The organism is Streptomyces kebangsaanensis (assembly GCF_001906585.1).
Lineage (GTDB): Bacteria > Actinomycetota > Actinomycetes > Streptomycetales > Streptomycetaceae > Streptomyces > Streptomyces kebangsaanensis.
Genome location: NZ_JUJA01000145.1, coordinates 218 through 17,937, shown reverse-complemented (window position 1 = coordinate 17,937; position 17,720 = coordinate 218). Strand labels below are relative to the sequence as shown.

The 17,720-nt window shown below is 74.0% G+C and carries 14 protein-coding genes; 4 read left to right on the top strand and 10 right to left on the bottom strand.

Translation table 11 applies throughout. The features are described from left to right. Nucleotides 1-161: 161 nt before the first annotated feature. Both RH94_RS22005 and RH94_RS22000 read right to left on the bottom strand, forming a co-directional pair. On the bottom strand, nt 162-665 hold the full coding sequence (locus RH94_RS22005) for a DUF3017 domain-containing protein (RefSeq protein WP_073949221.1): 504 nt from the start codon (nt 663-665) through the stop codon (nt 162-164). Continuing rightward, nucleotides 655-1,509: a bifunctional methylenetetrahydrofolate dehydrogenase/methenyltetrahydrofolate cyclohydrolase gene (locus RH94_RS22000; RefSeq protein WP_073949220.1), complete on the bottom strand. Its 855-nt coding sequence runs from the start codon at nt 1,507-1,509 to the stop codon at nt 655-657. Before RH94_RS22000 ends, RH94_RS22005 begins: the two co-directional genes overlap by 11 nt. A gap of 285 nt (nt 1,510-1,794) precedes the next feature. Here RH94_RS22000 and RH94_RS21995 point away from each other — a divergent pair, with 285 nt between their 5' ends. Beyond that, nucleotides 1,795-2,343 carry a hypothetical protein gene (locus tag RH94_RS21995; protein ID WP_073949219.1) on the top strand — a complete coding sequence of 183 codons (549 nt, stop codon included), beginning with the start codon at nt 1,795-1,797 and terminating at the stop codon, nt 2,341-2,343. 70 nt (nt 2,344-2,413) lie between these two features. Here RH94_RS21995 and purH read toward each other — a convergent pair whose 3' ends face one another. After that, nucleotides 2,414-4,003: a bifunctional phosphoribosylaminoimidazolecarboxamide formyltransferase/IMP cyclohydrolase gene (gene purH / locus RH94_RS21990; protein ID WP_073949218.1), complete on the bottom strand. Its 1,590-nt coding sequence runs from the start codon at nt 4,001-4,003 to the stop codon at nt 2,414-2,416. Then, nucleotides 4,000-4,629, bottom strand: a complete 630-nt coding sequence (purN, locus tag RH94_RS21985; protein ID WP_073949217.1) for a phosphoribosylglycinamide formyltransferase — start codon at nt 4,627-4,629, stop codon at nt 4,000-4,002. Before purN ends, purH begins: the two co-directional genes overlap by 4 nt. A 309-nt stretch (nt 4,630-4,938) precedes the next feature. On the opposite strand from purN, the gene RH94_RS21980 reads away from it, so the two are divergent. Next, entirely contained in the window at nt 4,939-5,742 is an 804-nt protein-coding gene (locus RH94_RS21980; RefSeq protein ID WP_073949216.1) for a hypothetical protein, read from the top strand. Between the two features lie 33 nt (nt 5,743-5,775). On the opposite strand, the gene RH94_RS21975 is transcribed toward RH94_RS21980, so the two are convergent. Next, complete coding sequence (locus tag RH94_RS21975; protein WP_073949215.1) at nt 5,776-7,557, bottom strand: cell division protein PerM; 1,782 nt, start codon at nt 7,555-7,557, stop codon at nt 5,776-5,778. A 105-nt stretch (nt 7,558-7,662) separates the two neighbouring features. Here RH94_RS21975 and RH94_RS21970 point away from each other — a divergent pair, with 105 nt between their 5' ends. After that, nucleotides 7,663-8,562 (top strand): RNA polymerase sigma factor, encoded by a 900-nt coding sequence (locus tag RH94_RS21970; protein ID WP_107428792.1) that lies wholly within the window; start codon nt 7,663-7,665, stop codon nt 8,560-8,562. A 99-nt stretch (nt 8,563-8,661) separates the two neighbouring features. Here the strand turns inward: RH94_RS21970 and sucD are convergent, their stop codons facing one another. From sucD to RH94_RS21945, 5 genes are all read right to left on the bottom strand, one after another. After that, nucleotides 8,662-9,546, bottom strand: coding sequence for a succinate--CoA ligase subunit alpha (gene sucD / locus RH94_RS21965; protein ID WP_073949214.1), 885 nt, complete (start codon nt 9,544-9,546; stop codon nt 8,662-8,664). Between the two features lie 21 nt (nt 9,547-9,567). Further along, entirely contained in the window at nt 9,568-10,749 is a 1,182-nt protein-coding gene (gene sucC / locus RH94_RS21960; protein WP_073949213.1) for an ADP-forming succinate--CoA ligase subunit beta, read from the bottom strand. A gap of 328 nt (nt 10,750-11,077) precedes the next feature. Continuing rightward, nucleotides 11,078-12,253, bottom strand: coding sequence for a VWA domain-containing protein (locus RH94_RS21955; protein WP_073949212.1), 1,176 nt, complete (start codon nt 12,251-12,253; stop codon nt 11,078-11,080). Further along, on the bottom strand, nt 12,250-14,679 hold the full coding sequence (locus RH94_RS21950) for a DUF5682 family protein (protein ID WP_073949211.1): 2,430 nt from the start codon (nt 14,677-14,679) through the stop codon (nt 12,250-12,252). Before RH94_RS21950 ends, RH94_RS21955 begins: the two co-directional genes overlap by 4 nt. Nucleotides 14,680-14,788: 109 nt before the next feature. Next, nucleotides 14,789-15,955 (bottom strand): ATP-binding protein, encoded by a 1,167-nt coding sequence (locus RH94_RS21945; RefSeq protein ID WP_073949210.1) that lies wholly within the window; start codon nt 15,953-15,955, stop codon nt 14,789-14,791. A 133-nt stretch (nt 15,956-16,088) separates the two neighbouring features. On the opposite strand from RH94_RS21945, the gene RH94_RS21940 reads away from it, so the two are divergent. Further along, nucleotides 16,089-17,453, top strand: coding sequence for an SWIM zinc finger family protein (locus RH94_RS21940; RefSeq protein ID WP_073949209.1), 1,365 nt, complete (start codon nt 16,089-16,091; stop codon nt 17,451-17,453). Nucleotides 17,454-17,720: the final 267 nt, after the last annotated feature.

Genomic DNA, 17,720 nt, shown 5'->3' with positions numbered 1-17,720 from the left:
CAGAGCGCGGACACCGTAGCGGAACGGTCACTTCCGTGCCACGACGCGCGGACAGGCGTTGAACGGCCCGGCCGCGGTGCAGGAGGGTTGGTCGCGGCGGCGGCCCGTCCTGACTCGGGGGAGAGGATGGGCCGCCGTCATCGCACGGACATGACGCCTCGTCAGCTGTTGCGGACGGTGAAGTGCAGCGCGTCGTCCAGGAACGGGATCTCCAGCCAGGGCTTCGGCTGGGCCATCAGCGCCAGCAGGACGATGGCGCCGCCCAGCACGCCGTAGGTGACGATGTCGGTGAAGCGGGAGCGGACGGCGAGCATGCCGACGCGGGGCAGGAACCAGCGCAGCGCGGCCCCGCCGAGCAGGGCGGCGCCGATCAGTATCAGCCCGACCCGGAAGGCGTCGAAGGCGGTCACCAGCAGCCCGAGCCCGACCACGGACAGCACGGCCAGCATCGGCCACTGGCGGGCGGGCGCCGGGGCGTCACCGGGCGCGGTCCGGCCGCCGCCCTCCGGAGGCGCGGTGTCCTTCGTGAACAGCGGGAAGCGGCGCGTGGCCCGGCGCGGCCTGCCCTCGGCGTCCGGCGCGCTGACCGGGTCCCGTACCTCGATCTCCGGCTCCGGCTTCGCGGAAGCGGACTCCCGCCCGGTGCCCTTCGCCTCAGCCGACACTGCGCTCCGCCGCCTCGACCACGTTGACCAGCAGCTGGGCCCGGGTCATCGGGCCGACGCCGCCCGGGTTCGGGGACAGCCAGCCGGCCACCCCGGCGACGTCCGGGTGGACATCGCCCACGATCTTCCCCTCGGCGTTGCGGGAGACCCCGACGTCGAGGACGGCCGCGCCGGGCTTGACGTCCTCGGCGCGGATCAGGTGCGGGGAGCCGGCCGCGGCGACGATGATGTCGGCGCGGCGCAGGTGGGCGGAGAGGTCGCGGGTGCCGGTGTGGCACTGGGTGACCGTGGCGTTCTCGCTGCGCCGGGTGAGCAGCAGCGGCATCGGGCGGCCGATGGTCACGCCGCGGCCGACGACCACGACCTCGGCGCCCTTGATCTCGACGCCGTGGCGGCGCAGCAGCGTCAGCACGCCGTTGGGGGTGCAGGGCAGCGGGGCGGGCTCGTTGAGGACGAGCCGTCCGAGGTTCATCGGGTGCAGGCCGTCGGCGTCCTTGTCAGGGTCCATCAGCTCCAGGACGCGGTTCTCGTCGATGCCCTTGGGCAGCGGCAGCTGGACGATGTAGCCGGTGCAGGAGGGGTCCTCGTTCAGCTCCCGGACGACCGCCTCGATCTCGTCCTGGGTGGCGGTGGCCGGCAGTTCGCGCTGGATGGAGGCGATGCCGACCTCGGCGCAGTCGCGGTGCTTGCCGGCGACGTACTTGCGGCTGCCCGGGTCGTCGCCGACCAGGATCGTGCCGAGGCCGGGCGTGACGCCCTTCTCCTTCAGCGCCGCCACGCGGGCGGTCAGATCGGATTTGATCGCGGCTGCGGCGGCCTTGCCATCGAGAATCTGGGCGGTCATGTTCCCATCCTCGCGGATGACCGGCGCGCGGTTCCAATCCGGGTGACACGGGGGTCCGGTCCGGGTGGCCGGAAGTCTTCCCCGGCCGACGCCCGTGACCAGTGATGTTGCACTTGCACAACACCTGCGGAATCAGGCTGGACAAGCAAGTCGCCCGTGAAGAACGATGAACAGCACAGTGCCGCGGGCAGCTCATCGGGGGGTCACACCGCATTTCTGTAGAAATCGCCTCCGTATGGTGCCACGCGTCGTCCCCGCACCTGATCGACGGAGGAAGCGAACGCAATGAGTTACGGCGACCCGAACAACCCCTACGGCGCGCCGCAGCAGCCGTCCCAGCCCGGCTACGGCGCCCCGCAGGGCCAGCCTCCCGGCTACGGCTACCCGCAGGCCCCGCCCGTGCAGCAGCAGTACGGCGCCCCGGTGCCGCAGTCGCTGCAGGGTACGGTCGCCGCGGCCCGGGCGCTGCTGTGGGTGATCGTCGGCCTGCAGGCCATCGGCGTCATCCTGTTCGCCTTCAGCGCCGTGGTCGTCGACAAGGCCAAGGACGACGCCGCCTTCGAGCAGCTGGCCGACTATCCGACCGGTGTCCTGTGGGGCTTCGCGGTGTTCGCCCTGGCCTGGGGCGTCTTCGCGGCCGTCCTGGCGGTGAAGTTCGCCACCGGCGGCAACGGCCTCCGCGTCACGGCCCTGGTGTTCGGCATCCTCACCGCGGTCTTCGCCGTCTACCCGTTCACGATCGCGGGCATCGTGCACCTGGTGCTCGGCATCCTGATCGCCGTCTTCGTCGGCAACTCCAAGGGCAAGGCCTGGTTCGACCGCCCCCGATACTGACCGCACGGCCGCGGCCTCCGGCTCCTTCGGAAGGAGAGCCGGAGGCCGCGGCCGCGTATCGGCGCCGGGATCAGTGGAAGAAGTGGCGCGTGCCCGTGAAGTACATCGTCACGCCCGCCTTCTCGGCGGCCTCGACGACCTGCTCGTCACGGATCGAGCCGCCCGGCTGGACGATCGCCTTCACGCCCGCCGCGATCAGGATCTCGGGGCCGTCGGGGAAGGGGAAGAACGCGTCGGAGGCCGCGTAGGAGCCACGGGCCCGCTCCTCGCCGGCCCGCTCGACCGCCAGCTTGCAGGAGTCGACGCGGTTGACCTGGCCCATGCCGACGCCGACCGAGGCGCCGTCCTTGGCGAGCAGGATCGCGTTGGACTTCACCGCGCGGCAGGCCCTCCAGGCGAAGGCGAGCTGCGCGAGCCCGTCGGCGTCGAGCGCCTCGCCGCTGGCCAGGGTCCAGTTGGCCGGATCGTCGCCGTCGGCCTGGAGCCGGTCGGTGGCCTGGAGCAGCGCGCCGCCGTCGATGGCCTTGACCTCGACGGGGTTCGCCGGTCCGTTCGGGGCCCTGAGGACGCGGATGTTCTTCTTCCGGGTGAGGGCCTCCAGGGCCCCCTCCTCGTAGTCGGGCGCGACGACGACCTCGGTGAAGATCTCGGCGACCTGCTCGGCCATCTCCTTGCTGACCGGCCGGTTCACGGCGATCACGCCGCCGAAGGCGGACAACGGGTCGCAGGCGTGCGCCTTGCGGTGCGCCTCGGCGACGTCCGCGCCGATCGCGATGCCGCACGGGTTGGCGTGCTTGATGATCGCCACGCACGGCTCGTCGTGGTCGTACGCGGCACGGCGGGCGGCGTCCGTGTCCGTGTAGTTGTTGTACGACATCTCCTTGCCGTGCAGCTGCTCGGCCTGCGCGAGACCGGCGCCGCCGGCGTCGAGGTAGAGCGCGGCCGGCTGGTGCGGGTTCTCGCCGTAGCGCAGGATGTGCGCGCGCTCCCAGGTGGCGCCGAGGAAGTCGGGGAACTCCCCCGCGGCGGAGCCGCTGCCGGACGCGGCGTCGACGGGGGCGTACTCGGACGCGAACCAGGAGGCGACCGCGACGTCGTAGGCGGCCGTGTGCTGGAAGGCCTCGGCGGCCAGGCGCTTGCGGGCGGCGAGGTCGAAGCCGCCGGAGGTGACCGCGGCGAGGACGTCGGCGTACCGCTCCGGGCTGGTGACGACCGCGACCGACGGGTGGTTCTTGGCGGCGGCGCGGACCATGGAGGGGCCGCCGATGTCGATCTGCTCGACGCACTCGTCGGGCGAGGCGCCGGAGGCGACGGTCTCGCGGAACGGGTAGAGGTTGACCACGACCAGGTCGAACGGCTCGACGCCCAGCTCCCGCAGCTGCCGCTGGTGGTCCTCCAGGCGCAGGTCGGCGAGGATGCCGGCGTGCACCCTGGGGTGCAGGGTCTTGACCCGGCCGTCCAGGCACTCGGGGAAGCCGGTGAGGTCCTCGACCTTGGTGACGGGCACGCCGGCCGCGGCGATCCGTCCGGCGGTGGAGCCGGTGGAGACGAGCTCGACGCCGGCCTCGTGCAGCCCGCGCGCGAGCTCCTCCAGGCCGGTCTTGTCGTAGACGCTGACGAGCGCGCGCCGGATGGGCCGCTTGTTGCTCTCGGCGGTCACTGGATAACTACCTTTCGTCCCTCGATGCGATAGCCGTTGCGGGCGAGCCGCCCCACGACCTCGACGAGCAGCCTTCGCTCGACTTCCTTGATGCGCTCGTGCAGCGCGCTCTCGTCGTCCTCGTCCCGGACCTCGACCACGCCCTGGGCGATGATCGGGCCGGTGTCGACGCCGTCGTCGACGAAGTGGACGGTGCAACCGGTGACCCTGGCGCCGTACGCGAGCGCGTCCCGCACACCGTGGGCCCCGGGAAAACTGGGCAGCAGGGCGGGGTGCGTGTTGACGAACCGCCCGCCGAAGCGCGCGAGGAACTCCTTCCCCACGATCCTCATGAACCCGGCGGACACCACCAGGTCGGGCTCGTGGGCGGCGACGGCCTCCGCCAGCGCCGCGTCCCACTCCTCGCGCGTGCCGTAGTCCTTGACCTTCCGCACGAAGGTCGGCAGCCCGGCGCGCTCGGCGCGCGCCAGCCCCTCGATGCCGTCGCGGTCGGCGCCCACGGCGACGATCCGGGCGCCGTACGCCTCGGCGCCGGTCTCGGCGATCGCGTCGAGGAGCGCCTGCAGATTGGTGCCGGATCCGGAGACCAGCACGACGAGGCGCTTGGCCACGGGCTTGGCGGCCACGGTGGGGCCCTTTCTCGGGGAGCTGTTTTGTATGGTCGTACGAATGCTTCGCGCCCCCGGATACGGGGAAGCCTACGAAGCGGCCGACCGTCAGCAACGATACCGGCACGGCCGACCGGCCCCCATGGGACGGGGGCGTGGCCGGAAGGTAGCGTCAGGGGGGAGCTGGTACGGGAACGCACCGCCCGCATCGTGCGTTCACGGAACGACGGACCCCGTCCCGGGCGCACAGCGCCTTCCGGGACGCACCGGACGACGCACCGGACGTGCCAGATCAGTCGTGACTCACCAAGGGAAGACGCTCACTTGATGCCGGACCGCAGCCTGCGACTCCTTACGCTCCCTCCGCAGTCGGCGCAGGGAGGGCGGCGCGGTGCCGTGCTGCTGAGGGAGCGCCCGTCCTCGCCGCCGGACGCTCCCTCGGGCGGGCGGGGCGGCGGCACAGGCGGCGCGGCCCCGGACGACAACCCCTTCGCCCCGCCCCCTGAGGGCACCCCCGACCGGCCGTGGCAGCCCCGTCACCCGTCCAACGGGGACTCCTCCGGCGGGGACTCCCCCGGCGGCGGCTCCGACGGGCCGGGGCAGGGCGACGGCCGGTCCCCGTGGGGCAGCCAGTGGAGCGACCGCCAGCCGGGCCGCTCCTCCGGCGGCTTCGGCGAGCGCCCGCAGCGGCCCGGCGGCCAGGAGGGCCCGGGCGGCGGCCCCGGCCCGGGCATGCGCTGGGACCCCACGGACCCCGCCCAGCGCCGCGCGCGGTACGCGCTGCTGTCCGGCATGTGGGCCTTCTTCTTCGCCCTGTTCAGCTGGACGTACGTGGCCCTGCTGCTCGGTGCGCTGGCCCTGTACTGGGGCATCAGCTCCCTGCGCGCCAAGCCGCGCGGGCACGGTTCCGACACGCCGGCACCCACGGGCCGCCCCCAGACGACGGCCGCGATCAGCGGTCTGGTCACCGCGTCGCTGGCGCTCGCCGTGGTCGCCGTGACCTTCACCGCGCAGATGGTCTACCGGGACTACTACTCGTGCGTGCACGACTCCCTCACCAACCAGGCCAAGCAGTCCTGCGACCAGCATCTCCCCCCTGAGCTGCGGAAGGTTCTGGGGGACAACGGCTGACGGGCGCCCGGCGCGGGGATTCCCGAGCGGGGGTCACTGCTGGACGGGCGGGTCTGCCGGGCCGTCGCCCCCGGGGGGCGGCGGGGGATCCGCCGGTTCCGTGATGTCGTCGGCCTTCGCGCCGTCCGTCTTCGTGCCGTCCGCCCTCGCGTCGGCCGCCCTCGCTTCTTCCGGGGCGGCGACTTCCTCCGGCTCCGTGGTTTCCTTCGCCGCCTCCTTCAGCGCGGTCCAGCGGGCGCGACGGGCGCTGTCGTCGTCCTGCCAGGAGGTGGCGGGTCCGGGCGTCGGCGGGTCGAGGGGCAGTACGTCGTAGGGCTCGAGGGCGGCGTCGTGGCCTTGGGGCACCGGTGCGGCTCCCGGGGGCGGTGACCCCGCGGACCTCGGCCGAAGGAACGGGCCCCGCCGGCGTACGTGTCCGTCGGCGGCCGAGGGCTTCGGGACCGCGGTGGCCCCGCCCGTCCGGGGCTTGCCGACCGTCCGCCGGGCTCCGTCGCCCACCGGCGCCCGGGCCCCGCGGCAGCGCCACGCCCGCAGCACCGCCGCCGTCGGTACGGCCGCCGTCGCCGTCCACAGCAGCGCGGCCCCGCCCACCTGCCACCCCACCGGCCCGAACCGGGCGAGCGCGGCACCGCCGAGCGGGCCGCCCGCCAGGGCCGCGAACGCCCCGAGCACGGCCGCGCACACCAGGCACGCCAGCCCGGCCCCGGCCACGGTCCGCCGCCACGACCACGCCCGCACCCCCGCCCTTCCTCCCCCGGCGTCCCGGCTCTCCCGGACCGCCGCTCCCGCCACGAACCAGCCCATCGTCAGCCCGGCCGCCACCGGCACCGCCGCCGACGCCCAGGTGAGCGGGGTGCCGGGGCCCGCGTCCGGGACCGCGGCGAGCAGCGGGAAGGGCGGCAGCAGCGGGGCCGGGGAGGAGAAGAGCGGGCCGACGACGTGGCCGGAGCCGAGCAGGAAGCCGGGCCCGAGGGAGTACGCCACCGCCCAGAGCACCGCGTTCGGCAGCAGCGCCAGGCACAGCAGCAGTACGGCGAACCGCCCCGACCAGCCTTCCGCCAGCGTCAGGAACGCCCCCTGGGCCGTCTCGCCGTGCCCCACCAGCGACACCCCGAGCACCAGCGCCCCGCCCCCGACGAAGACCACCACCCCGGCCCCCGCCGCCCGCGTCGCGGCGCCGAGGCGCGCACGGGGGCCGGACCCGAGCAGCAGGCGCCGCACACCGCCCGGCAGCCGGCGCAGCGCCCTGTCCAGGGGCGCGCGGGGACAGCCGTACGCCGTCCATACGCCGGTGCCGGCCGCCACCACGACGAGCAGCGGCACGCACACCACCGTCCACGCCCACGAGGGGCGCAGCGCACCGTCGGCCGCGTACGCGACGGCACCGGCGCCGACGGTGAGGTAGCCGAGGACGACGCCCGCCCAGGCGGTGCGCGGCGGGAGGAGCGGGCCGCCGTCGCCCGCGTCGGTGGCGTCCCGCGCCGCCCGGTGCACCAGCAGCGCGGGCAGGGCGAGCAGCAGCAGCGGGGTCACTCCGACGGGCGTGGGGGCCCCGGTGAGCGTATGGGTGCGGACCAGTTCGGCGCCGTGCGCCAGCAGCCACAGTGCCGCGGCGGCGTTCAGCGCGCCGCCGGGCCCGCTGTCGGGGTACGGCGAACTGATCCACAGCGCGATGACCAGCACGGCGAACGCGCCGAGCCCCAGCCCCGCCGCCACCGCGCCGCCCACGAAACCGGCACCCAGGCCGGGTGAGCGGTCCCGTACGCGGGCGCGAAGGCGCGGCAGCGACGGACGGTGACGGGTCGTCTGGAACACGGCCCCATGCTCCCAGCGAACACCCGCCTTCCCGGCGCAACAGGCGAACCTCTGCCGTGTCACCCAATATATGTTTATGTGCCTATTCACACGGAGGGACGCCTCATGACGAACAGTCATGCGAAGCCGCTGCCACTGTCCGCGGAGGACCGGCACTCCGGCGCGACCACACCCCTGACACCGGGTCGGTCGGCCGAGGGAGGCAACGGCTTCCTGACACCGACTCAGGCCTTCGACGCGCTCCACGCCTTCTGCGCCCCCGCCCTCGTGCGGCAGGCCTATCTGCTCACCGGTCGGCACGAGCGGGCGCGCGCCGCCGTGGAGGAGGCCTTCCAACTGGCCTGGCAGCACTGGTCGGAGGTGGCTCGCGACCGGGACCCGGCCGGCTGGGTGCGAGCGGCGGCGTACGAGTGCGCGCTGTCCCCCTGGCGCCGTCTCGTCCCGCGCAACCGCGTCCCCGACCCGCCCCCCGACCCCGCGGACCGCGCGCTGCAGCAGGTCCTGCTGCGGCTGCCGCCGTCGTACCGCCGCACCCTGGTGCTCCACGACGGCGTCGGCCTCGGCCTGCCGGAGACCGCGGCGGAGACCGAGGCGAGCACCCCGGCGGCGGCGAACCGGCTGATGCACGCCCGCGAGGCCGTCGCCGCACGCCTGCCGGAACTGGCCGACCCGGCGGAACTGCACCGGCGGCTGGTCCGGCTGGGGGCCGCGGAACACCTCGGGACGGCCGGGCCGACGGCCGTGCGGACGGCCGGGGAGCACCGCACCCGCCTCTGGACCCGGTCCGCCATCGCCTTCACGGTCACCGTCGTCGGCGCGACGGCGCTCACGCTGCGCACGGCACCCACGCACTGTCCGGCACCGGTGTCCCCCGGGCACGCGGTCCAGGAGGCACCGCCGCAGGGCCTGCTTGGGCCCCTCTTGCCGGGGGCCTCCGGGCTGCGCGCCAAGCTGCGGAAGGAGCGGGCGGCCGGCCCGGAGCGGCTAGTACCGGAGGCCGGATAGCCCGGCGCCCGGTCCCGGACATGCCGGTGGGCCCGCCCCCACGCGGGGAACGGGCCCACCGGGCCTCCGGGCCGGGAAGCCCGGCCGGCGAGGCTGTGTTTAATTGCCCAGGACGGCGCGGGCGAGCTCGGCCGTCTCGGTCGGGGTCTTGCCGACCTTGACGCCCGCGGCCTCCAGGGCCTCCTTCTTGGCCTGGGCGGTGCCGGAGGAGCCGGAGACGATGGCGCCGGCGTGGCCCATGGTCTTGCCCTCGGGCGCGGTGAAGCCCGCGACGTAGCCGACGACCGGCTTGGTCACGTTCTCCTTGATGAAGGCCGCGGCCCGCTCCTCGGCGTCGCCGCCGATCTCGCCGATCATGACGATCAGGTCGGTGTCGGGGTCGTCCTGGAACGCCTTGAGCGCGTCGATGTGCGTGGTGCCGATGATCGGGTCGCCGCCGATGCCGACGCAGGTGGAGAAGCCGATGTCACGCAGCTCGTACATCATCTGGTACGTCAGCGTGCCGGACTTCGAGACCAGGCCGATACGGCCCGGCTTGGTGATGTCGGCCGGGATGATGCCGGCGTTGGACTGACCGGGGGTGATCAGGCCGGGGCAGTTCGGGCCGATGATCCGGGTCTTGTTGCCCTTCTTGCCGGCGTACGCCCAGAAGGCGGCCGTGTCGTGCACCGCGATGCCCTCGGTGATGACGACCGCGAGCGGGATCTCGGCGTCGATGGCCTCGACGACCGCGTCCTTGGTGAACTTCTCCGGGACGAAGATGACCGTGACGTCGGCGCCGGTGGCCTCGATGGCCTCCTTGACGGTGCCGAAGACCGGTACCTCGGTGCCGTCGAAGTCGACGGTGGTGCCCGCCTTGCGCGGGTTCACGCCGCCGACGATGTTCGTGCCGGAGGCCAGCATGCGGCGGGTGTGCTTCTGGCCCTCGGAGCCGGTCATGCCCTGGACGATGACCTTGGATTCCTTGGTGAGGAAGATAGCCATGGTGTTCTGTGACCTCGTCCCTTACTTCGCGGCAGCAGCCAGCTCGGCGGCCTTGTCGGCCGCGCCGTCCATCGTGTCCACCCGCTGGACGAGCGGGTGCTTGCGGTCGTCCAGGATCTTGCGGCCCAGCTCGGCGTTGTTGCCGTCGAGGCGCACGACGAGCGGCTTGGTGACCTCTTCGCCCTTGGACTCGAGGAGCTCCAGGGCCTGCACGATGCCGTTGGCGACGGCGTCGCAGGCGGTGATGCCGCCGAAGACGTTGACGAAGACGGACTTGACGTCCGGGTCGCCGAGGATGATCTCGAGGCCGTTGGCCATGACCTCGGCGGAGGCGCCGCCGCCGATGTCGAGGAAGTTGGCCGGCTTGACGCCCTGGTGGGCCTCGCCGGCGTAGGCGACGACGTCCAGGGTCGACATGACCAGGCCGGCGCCGTTGCCGATGATGCCGACCTCGCCGTCGAGCTTGACGTAGTTGAGGTTCTTCTCCTTGGCGGCCGCCTCGAGCGGGTTGGCGGCGGCCTTGTCGTGGAGCTCCTCGAACTCGGGGTGGCGGAACTCGGCGTTGTCGTCCAGGGACACCTTGCCGTCGAGGGCGATGACGTCACCGGAGGCGACCTTGGCGAGCGGGTTCACCTCGACCAGGAGGGCGTCCTCCTTGATGAACACCTCCCACAGGCTCACCAGGACGTCGGCGATCTTGTCGGCGACCTCGGCCGGGAACTTCGCCGCGGCGACGATCTCCTGGGCCTTGGCCTTGTCCACGCCGTCGATGGCGTCGACCGCGATCTGGGCGACGGCCTCGGGGCGGGTGGCCGCCACCTCCTCGATGTCCATGCCGCCCTCGACGGAGGCGATGGAGAGGAAGGTGCGGTTGGCACGGTCGAGGAGGAAGGAGACGTAGTACTCCTCGACGATCTCCGGAGCGGTCTCGGCGATCATGACCTTGTGGACCGTGTGGCCCTTGATGTCCATGCCGAGGATGTCCGTCGCACGGGCGACGGCCTCGTCCGGGGTGGCGGCGAGCTTCACGCCACCGGCCTTGCCACGACCACCGACCTTCACCTGGGCCTTGACGACCGACTTGCCGCCCAGCCGCTCGGTGATCTCGCGCGCCGCCTCAGGCGTGTCGATGACTTCACCGGCCAGCACCGGTACACCGTGCTTGGCGAAGAGGTCCCTCGCCTGGTACTCGAACAGGTCCACGCGCTTCCGTCCCTATCAGTGATCTCGCGGTTCGTTGAATGCGTGGGCGTGCCGCGAAGGGCAACGTGACGTCCGCTCTGGGTCACAGGGAAGGCGCACACGGTGTCCGAGCGCGCGGCATGTCCATCTCGCAGGTTATCCCCGCTTGCGGGAACCCCCTAAATCCAGGGTCACACATGAGCGGTGATACCTGTCACATGATGCCGCACCTTCTGGCACGGCGTGCCAGGGGTGACGGCGCGAGCGGTGGGGCGGCGATCCTCGCACGGGGTTCCCGAGGTTGCGCGAGCCTCTTGTTACTGGTAGGTAGGCATGTCCGTTCCGCGCGTCACGCGATGTCCGGTACCGGAAGCGGCCGTTTCTCGATCGCCGCCGCCATCACCTCCGGGAACAGGTCGGGCGTGCAGGCGAACGCCGGAGCCCCGAGCGCGGCGAGCGCGGCCGCGTGCTCGCGGTCGTACGCGGGCGCCCCCTCGTCGGAGAGCGCGAGCAGCGTCACGAACTGCGCCCCGGACGCCTTCATCGCGGCGACCCGTTTGAGCATCTCGTTCCGTATGCCCCCCTCGTACAGGTCGCTGATCAGCACGACCACCGTCTCCGTGGGCCGGGTGATCCGCGACTGGCAGTACGCCAGGGCCCGGTTGATGTCCGTGCCGCCGCCGAGCCGGGTGCCGAAGAGCACGTCGACCGGGTCGTCGAGCTGGTCGGTGAGGTCGACGACCGCGGTGTCGAAGACGACCAGCCGGGTGCTGATGGACCGCATGGACGCCAGCACCGCCCCGAACACGGAGGCGTACACCACGGACGCCGCCATCGACCCCGACTGGTCGACGCAGAGGACGACCTCCTTCCTCACCGACTGCGACGCCCGGCCGTGGCCGATCAGCCGCTCGGGCACGACCGTCCGGTACTCCGGCAGGTAGTGCTTGAGGTTGGCCGCGACGGTGCGGTTCCAGTCGATGTCGCGGTGGCGCGGCCGGCTGACGCGCGCGCTGCGGTCGAGGGCGCCGGTGAGGGTGGCCCGGGTACGGGTGGCCAGCCGCTTCTCCAGGTCCTCGACGACCTTGCGCACGACGGCCCGTGCCGTCTCCTTCGTCGTCTCCGGCATCGCCCTGTTGAGCGAGAGCAGGGTGCCGACGAGGTGGACGTCCACCTCCACCGCTTCCAGCATCTCCGGCTCCAGCAGCAGGGTGGCCGCCCCGAGCCGGTCGATGGCGTCCCGCTGCATGACCTGCACGACGGACGAGGGGAAGTAGGTCCGTATGTCCCCGAGCCAGCGCGCCACCGAGGGGGCCGAGGCCCCCAGCCCGGCCGAACGGTCCCGTCCCGTCCGCGGCTCGCCCCCCGTGTCGTAGAGCGCGGCGAGCGTCCCGTCCATCGCCGCGTCCCGGCCCGACAGCGCGCATCCGGTGCCGTCGGCCGCTCCGCCGCCGAGCACCAGCCGCCAGCGCCGCAGCCGCTCCCGCGCCGGGTCCGTCACGTCGTACCCCTCGTCCGCGCTCATCCCGCCACCCCCGCAAGCTCGTCGCCGCTCCTCTCCCCGGAACCGGAGCCCGGGACGGGGTTCGGTCCGGGGCCGTCCAGTCCCAGCAACAGCCGCACCACCGGCAGTACGGCGTCCGCCCGCTCCTGGTCGAGGTCCGCGGCGAAGCCGGGCACACCGGCCGCCGTCCCCCCGGCCCCGCCACCGCCCTGCCCCGGACCGCGCCGGACCAGCTCGCCCAGCGTCCTGCGCACCCCCGGCTCGTACGCCGAGAAGGTGCGCCGCAGCAGCGGCAGTACGTCGGTGAACGCCTCCCTCGGCACACCGGTCAGCCAGGCGTCGAACAGGCCGAGCAGCCGCTCGTCGTGCACGAGCAGCATCCCGCCCCCGCCGCCGGCGAAGCCCTCGACCCACGCGGCCGCGTCGGCCGGCGGCGTGCCCGGCGAGAGCGCGAGCCCCATGAGCCTCGCCGCCTGCTCCTGCTCGACCTCCCCGTCGTCGAGCAGGAGCCGCGCGGCACGCCCCCGCAGCACCCCGGGCACCGTGTCCCGCCCGGACAGCACCCGGAGCACGCCGTGCCAGCGGGCGCGCAGGCCGTCGTGGACGGCCGCGGAGGTGTCGCCGAGCAGGGCCACGGCGCCGTGCACCGCGTCCACGTGGCGCCGCATCTCCTCGGCCGCGTCCGCGTCCAGTGCGGCGCAGGCCGGGGGCAGGCCGACGAAGATCCGCTCGGCCAGGCCCGCGGCCATCCCGGCCAGGGCCCCGGTGTCCGTGCCGCGCACGTCGCCGTAGCGCAGGGAGCGCACCAGGGCCGGCAGTGCCTGGGCGAGGTGTCCGACGTCCGCGTCGAGCGCCGCCCGGTCGGCGAGCACCCGCATCACCACGGGCAGCGCGTCGGGGAGTTCGGCGAGCAGGCAGTGCTCGGCGAGCGCGGTGACCTCGGCCAGGGCCCGCGCGGCGACGGCGTCGGCCTCCGCCCTGGCGGTCGCGGCGGCGAGCACGGTCGTCCCCCACACCCCGGCCTCGGCCACCCGCACCGACAGCTCCGGCTCCCAGCACAGCCGCCAGGTCTCCCGGAACGTGCCCGTGCTGCCCCGCGAGACGGCCGGCTCCCCCCAGCCGATGCCCAGCAGCCGCAGCCGGTGCAGGAGCCTGCTGCGTCCGGCGTCGGTCTCCTTGCGCAGGTCGAGCTCCAGCTCCCGCGCCGACGCCTCCGGTGCGAGCCGCAACCGCCGCTGGAGCCGGTTCAGGTCCCGCTGCAGGGGCACCGCGGGCGCCGCCCGCGGCACCTCGCCCAGGACGTCCCCGACCACGAGCCGGTCGTGCACCAGCGCCAACGGCACGTCGGAGCCGTCGCACATCACCGCGCGCACCGCGTCCGTCGCCTCGCTCAGGCCCGGCAGCGGGCGGCCGCGCATCGCGGCGAGCGTCCCCGCCAGCCGCACCGCCTCGATGACGTGCGCGGAGGACACGATCCGGTCCTCCTCCCGCAGCAGCCCCGCCACCCGGGTCAGCCACCGCTCCACGGGCCGGTCCGGCACGCCGAACAGGTGGGCGTACCAGCCCGGCGACTCGATGCCCGCGCCGTAGCCGCTCGCCCGGGAGAGCCTGCGGTGCGTCCACGGCACCCACGACATGTCCGTCCTGACCTTGGGGAGCCCCTTCAGCAGGGCCCGGTCGGCGGTCACGGCCGCCCTCCGCCGCAGCGCCGGCACGTGCCAGGCCCCGCACACCACGGCGACGGCGTCCCCGAACTCGCGCCGTGCGGAGCGCACCTGGAGCCGCATGTACGCCTCGCGCACGAGATCCCGGTCGCGGCCCCCGCCGCCGTACGCCTCCCGCAGCGCGCCCATGGCCTCCTCCAGCGCCAGGAACGGGGCGAACACGTCCCCCTCCCCGGCGCCCCGGTGCTCGACGACGTCCTCCCACCAGCGTTCGGGATCGTCGTACCCGGCGGCCCCGGCGAGCGCGGCGAGCGGATCGATGCGCACATCGGTCCCGGGCGGGCGGACCCCGGACGGGTGCCGCGCGGTCCCCTCCTCCGCGGTCCCCTCCTCCGCGGAGCCGTCCCCGTCCGGCCGCTCCGTGCGCCACGCGAGCGTGTGCGCGGCCGGCAGGTCGACGAAGCGGGCCGGGACGTCGTGCTCCAGGGCCCAGCGGATGGCGACCCACTCGGGCGAGAACTCGGCCAGCGGCCAGAACGCCGAGTGGCCGGGCTCGTCCACGGCGTGGGCGAGGAGCGCGACGGGCGGTCGCATCTCCTCGTCGGCGGCGAGCGGGATCAGCGCGTCGGCCTCCGGCGGGCCCTCGATCAGCACCGCACGCGGCCGTGCCGCCTCCAGCGCGGCCCGCACCGCGCGCGCGGACCCGGGCCCGTGGTGCCGGACCCCGAGCAGCAGCGGCCCCGCGCCGGACCACCGGCTGCCGGCCGCCTCGACTCCTGTCACACCGTCCTCCCTCGTCCCCCTCGCCCGCCCGTCCAGCTGGGCTCGTCGGCACGGGTCCGCGCCGTGCCGGCCGGTGGCCGTCCCGTGCCGCTCGGTCCTCCGGTGCCGCTCACGCGCTCACCTCCCGGCAGGCCCGGTAGAAGTCCTTCCAGCCGTCGCGTTCGCGGACCACGGTCTCGAGGTACTCCTGCCAGACGACACGGTCGGCCGCCGGGTCGCGGACGACGGCGCCGAGGATGCCGGCGGCCACGTCGCCGGCGCGCAGCACGCCGTCACCGAAGTGGGCGGCCAGTGCCAGCCCGCCGGTGACCACCGAGATCGCCTCGGCCGTGGACAGGGTGCCGCTCGGCGACTTCAGCTTCGTACGGCCGTCGGTGGTGATCCCGTCGCGCAGCTCGCGGAAGACGGTCACGACACGGCGGATCTCGTCGACGCCGTCGGGCACGGCCGGCAGGTCCAGGGAGCGGCCGATCTGGTCGACGCGGCGCGAGACGATGCCGACCTCGGCCTCGGGGCTCTCGGGCAGCGGCAGCACCACCGTGTTGAAGCGGCGGCGCAGGGCGCTGGACAGGTCGTTGACCCCGCGGTCGCGGTCGTTGGCGGTGGCGATCAGGTTGAAGCCGCGCACCGCCTGCACCTCCTCGCCCAGCTCCGGTATCGGCAGGGTCTTCTCCGACAGGATGGTGATCAGCGTGTCCTGCACGTCGGCGGGGATGCGGGTCAGTTCCTCGACGCGGGCGGTCATGCCCTGCGCCATGGCCCGCATGACCGGGCTGGGCACGAGGGCGTCGCGGCTCGGGCCGTGCGCCAGCAGCCGCGCGTAGTTCCAGCCGTACCGGATCGCCTCCTCCGGTGTGCCGGCCGTGCCCTGCACCAGCAGCGTGGAGTCGCCGCTGACCGCGGCGGCCAGGTGCTCGGACACCCAGGTCTTCGCCGTGCCGGGCACACCGAGCAGGAGCAGGGCGCGGTCGGTGGCGAGGGTGGTGACCGCGACCTCGACGAGGCGGCGCGGGCCGACGTACTTCGGCGTGATCACCGTGCCGTCCGGCAGCGTGCCGCCGAGCAGGTAGGTCGCGACGGCCCACGGCGACAGCTTCCAGCGGGGCGGGCGCGGGCGGTCGTCGTGCGCGGCGAGCGCGGCCAGTTCGGCGGCGAAGGCGTTCTCGGCGTGCGGGCGCAGCGCCTCCGACCCTCCCGCGTTCGCGGGTGCGGAGTGGCTCCGGCTCGGTTCGACGGACGTCGGTTCGACGGACGTCTGTTCCACGGACACGGACATGGCTGAGGCCCCCTCCAGCTCGGCCGGTTCGGATCTGGCACCCACCGTGCACCACGGCACTGACAATGCGTTCCGACCTGGGCAAACGCTCTCGCGAGGCCGATTGTCAGTGGCAGGACCTACCGTCGACGACATGACTCAGCAGGGGGTGCGCTGGACCGCGGACCAGGTGCTGGCACTGGCGCCTGACGACGCGTCACGCAAAGCGGGAAGCAGGCTCGGAGCGGCCGGGCGGTGGTCCGAGGCGGGGAGTTCCGGCGAGGGGACGGTGTGGGGACTGTGCAGGGGCAGCGGCAGCAGGCCGTACCGGACGGTCGTCGACGTCGCGGACGCGGCCGGGCCGGCGTACGAGTGCAGCTGCCCGAGCCGCAAGTTCCCGTGCAAGCACGCGCTCGGCCTGCTGCTGCTGTGGGCGAGCGACGACGGCGCGGCCGGCGCGGTGCCGCCCGGGCGGGCGCCGGACTGGGCCGAGCGGTGGACGGCGGGCAGAAGGAAGGGGGCGGAGGGGAAACGGGCGGCCGGGACGGCCGGGTCCGCCTCCGGTTCCGCCGGTCCCGAGGCGGCGCGGCGCAGGGCGGAGCGACGGGCCGAGCGCGTCACCGCGGGGGCGACGGAGCTGGAGCAGCGCCTGGCCGACCTGCTGCGCGGCGGTCTGGCCACGGCCGAGCAGGCGGGATACGGGCTGTGGGAGGAGACGGCGGCCCGCATGGTCGACGCGCAGGCGCCCGGGCTGGCCGCGCGGGTGCGGGAGCTGGGGGCCATACCGTCGTCGGGGCCGGGCTGGCCGGTGCGGCTGCTGGAGGAGTGCGCGCTGCTGCACCTCCTGGACCAGGGCTGGCTGGGCCGCGAGCGGCTGCCCGAGGGGCTGGCGGCGACGGTCCGTTCCCGTGTGGGCCTGCCGGCTTCCGCGGACGGGCCGGCGGTGCGGGACCGCTGGCTCGTCCTCGCCCAGTACGACACCGCGGACGCGAAGCTGACCACCCGCAGGATCTGGCTGTACGGCGCCGGCTCCGGCCGTACGGCGCTGCTGCTCTCCTACGGTGCCGCCGGCCGCGCACCGGAGCTCGCGCTGCCGGTGGGTCTGGTCCTGGACGCGGAGGTGTCCGCGTATCCGGGCGCGGGCCGGCTCCGTGCGGCCCTGGGCGAGCGGTTCGCTCCCCCGGCACCCACGCGGATACGCCCGCCCGGGGTGACGACGGCGCGGGCGGCCGCCCGCTACGGCGAGGCGCTGCGGGACGACCCGTGGCTGGAGTCGGTCCCGGTGACGCTCGGGGAGGTCGTGCCGGTCCCGGACGGCGAGTCCTGGCAGCTGGCCGACGACGGCCGCGGCTCCGCGCTGCCGCTCGCCCCCGCCGCGCGCACGCGTCCGGGACTGTGGCGGCTGGTCGCCGTGTCGGGCGGCGCGCCCGTCACCGTCTTCGGCGAGTGCGGCCACCGGGGCTTCACCCCTCTGGCCGCCTGGCCGCGGAACGGGGGAGAAATGGTGACGCTGTGCTGAACACCCATACACCTTCCGCGACATTCGCCCTGGCGGCGAACTCGAAGTGTCCGGCAAAGGGGTGACGTCCCGGCGAACGGCGGGGCCCCGCCGACGCAGCGGGAACCCTCACCCGAAAGGCGCAGAAGAGCCGGAGAATAGCCCATCAACCCGCCTTTTCTCTCCTGAACCAGGCATTTGTTCCACCCCGTGGGAAACACGGTGAGCAGTGACCCCTCGACCACTTCCAGGCACCCGGCCACCGAAAGGAAGCTCATGACCAGGACC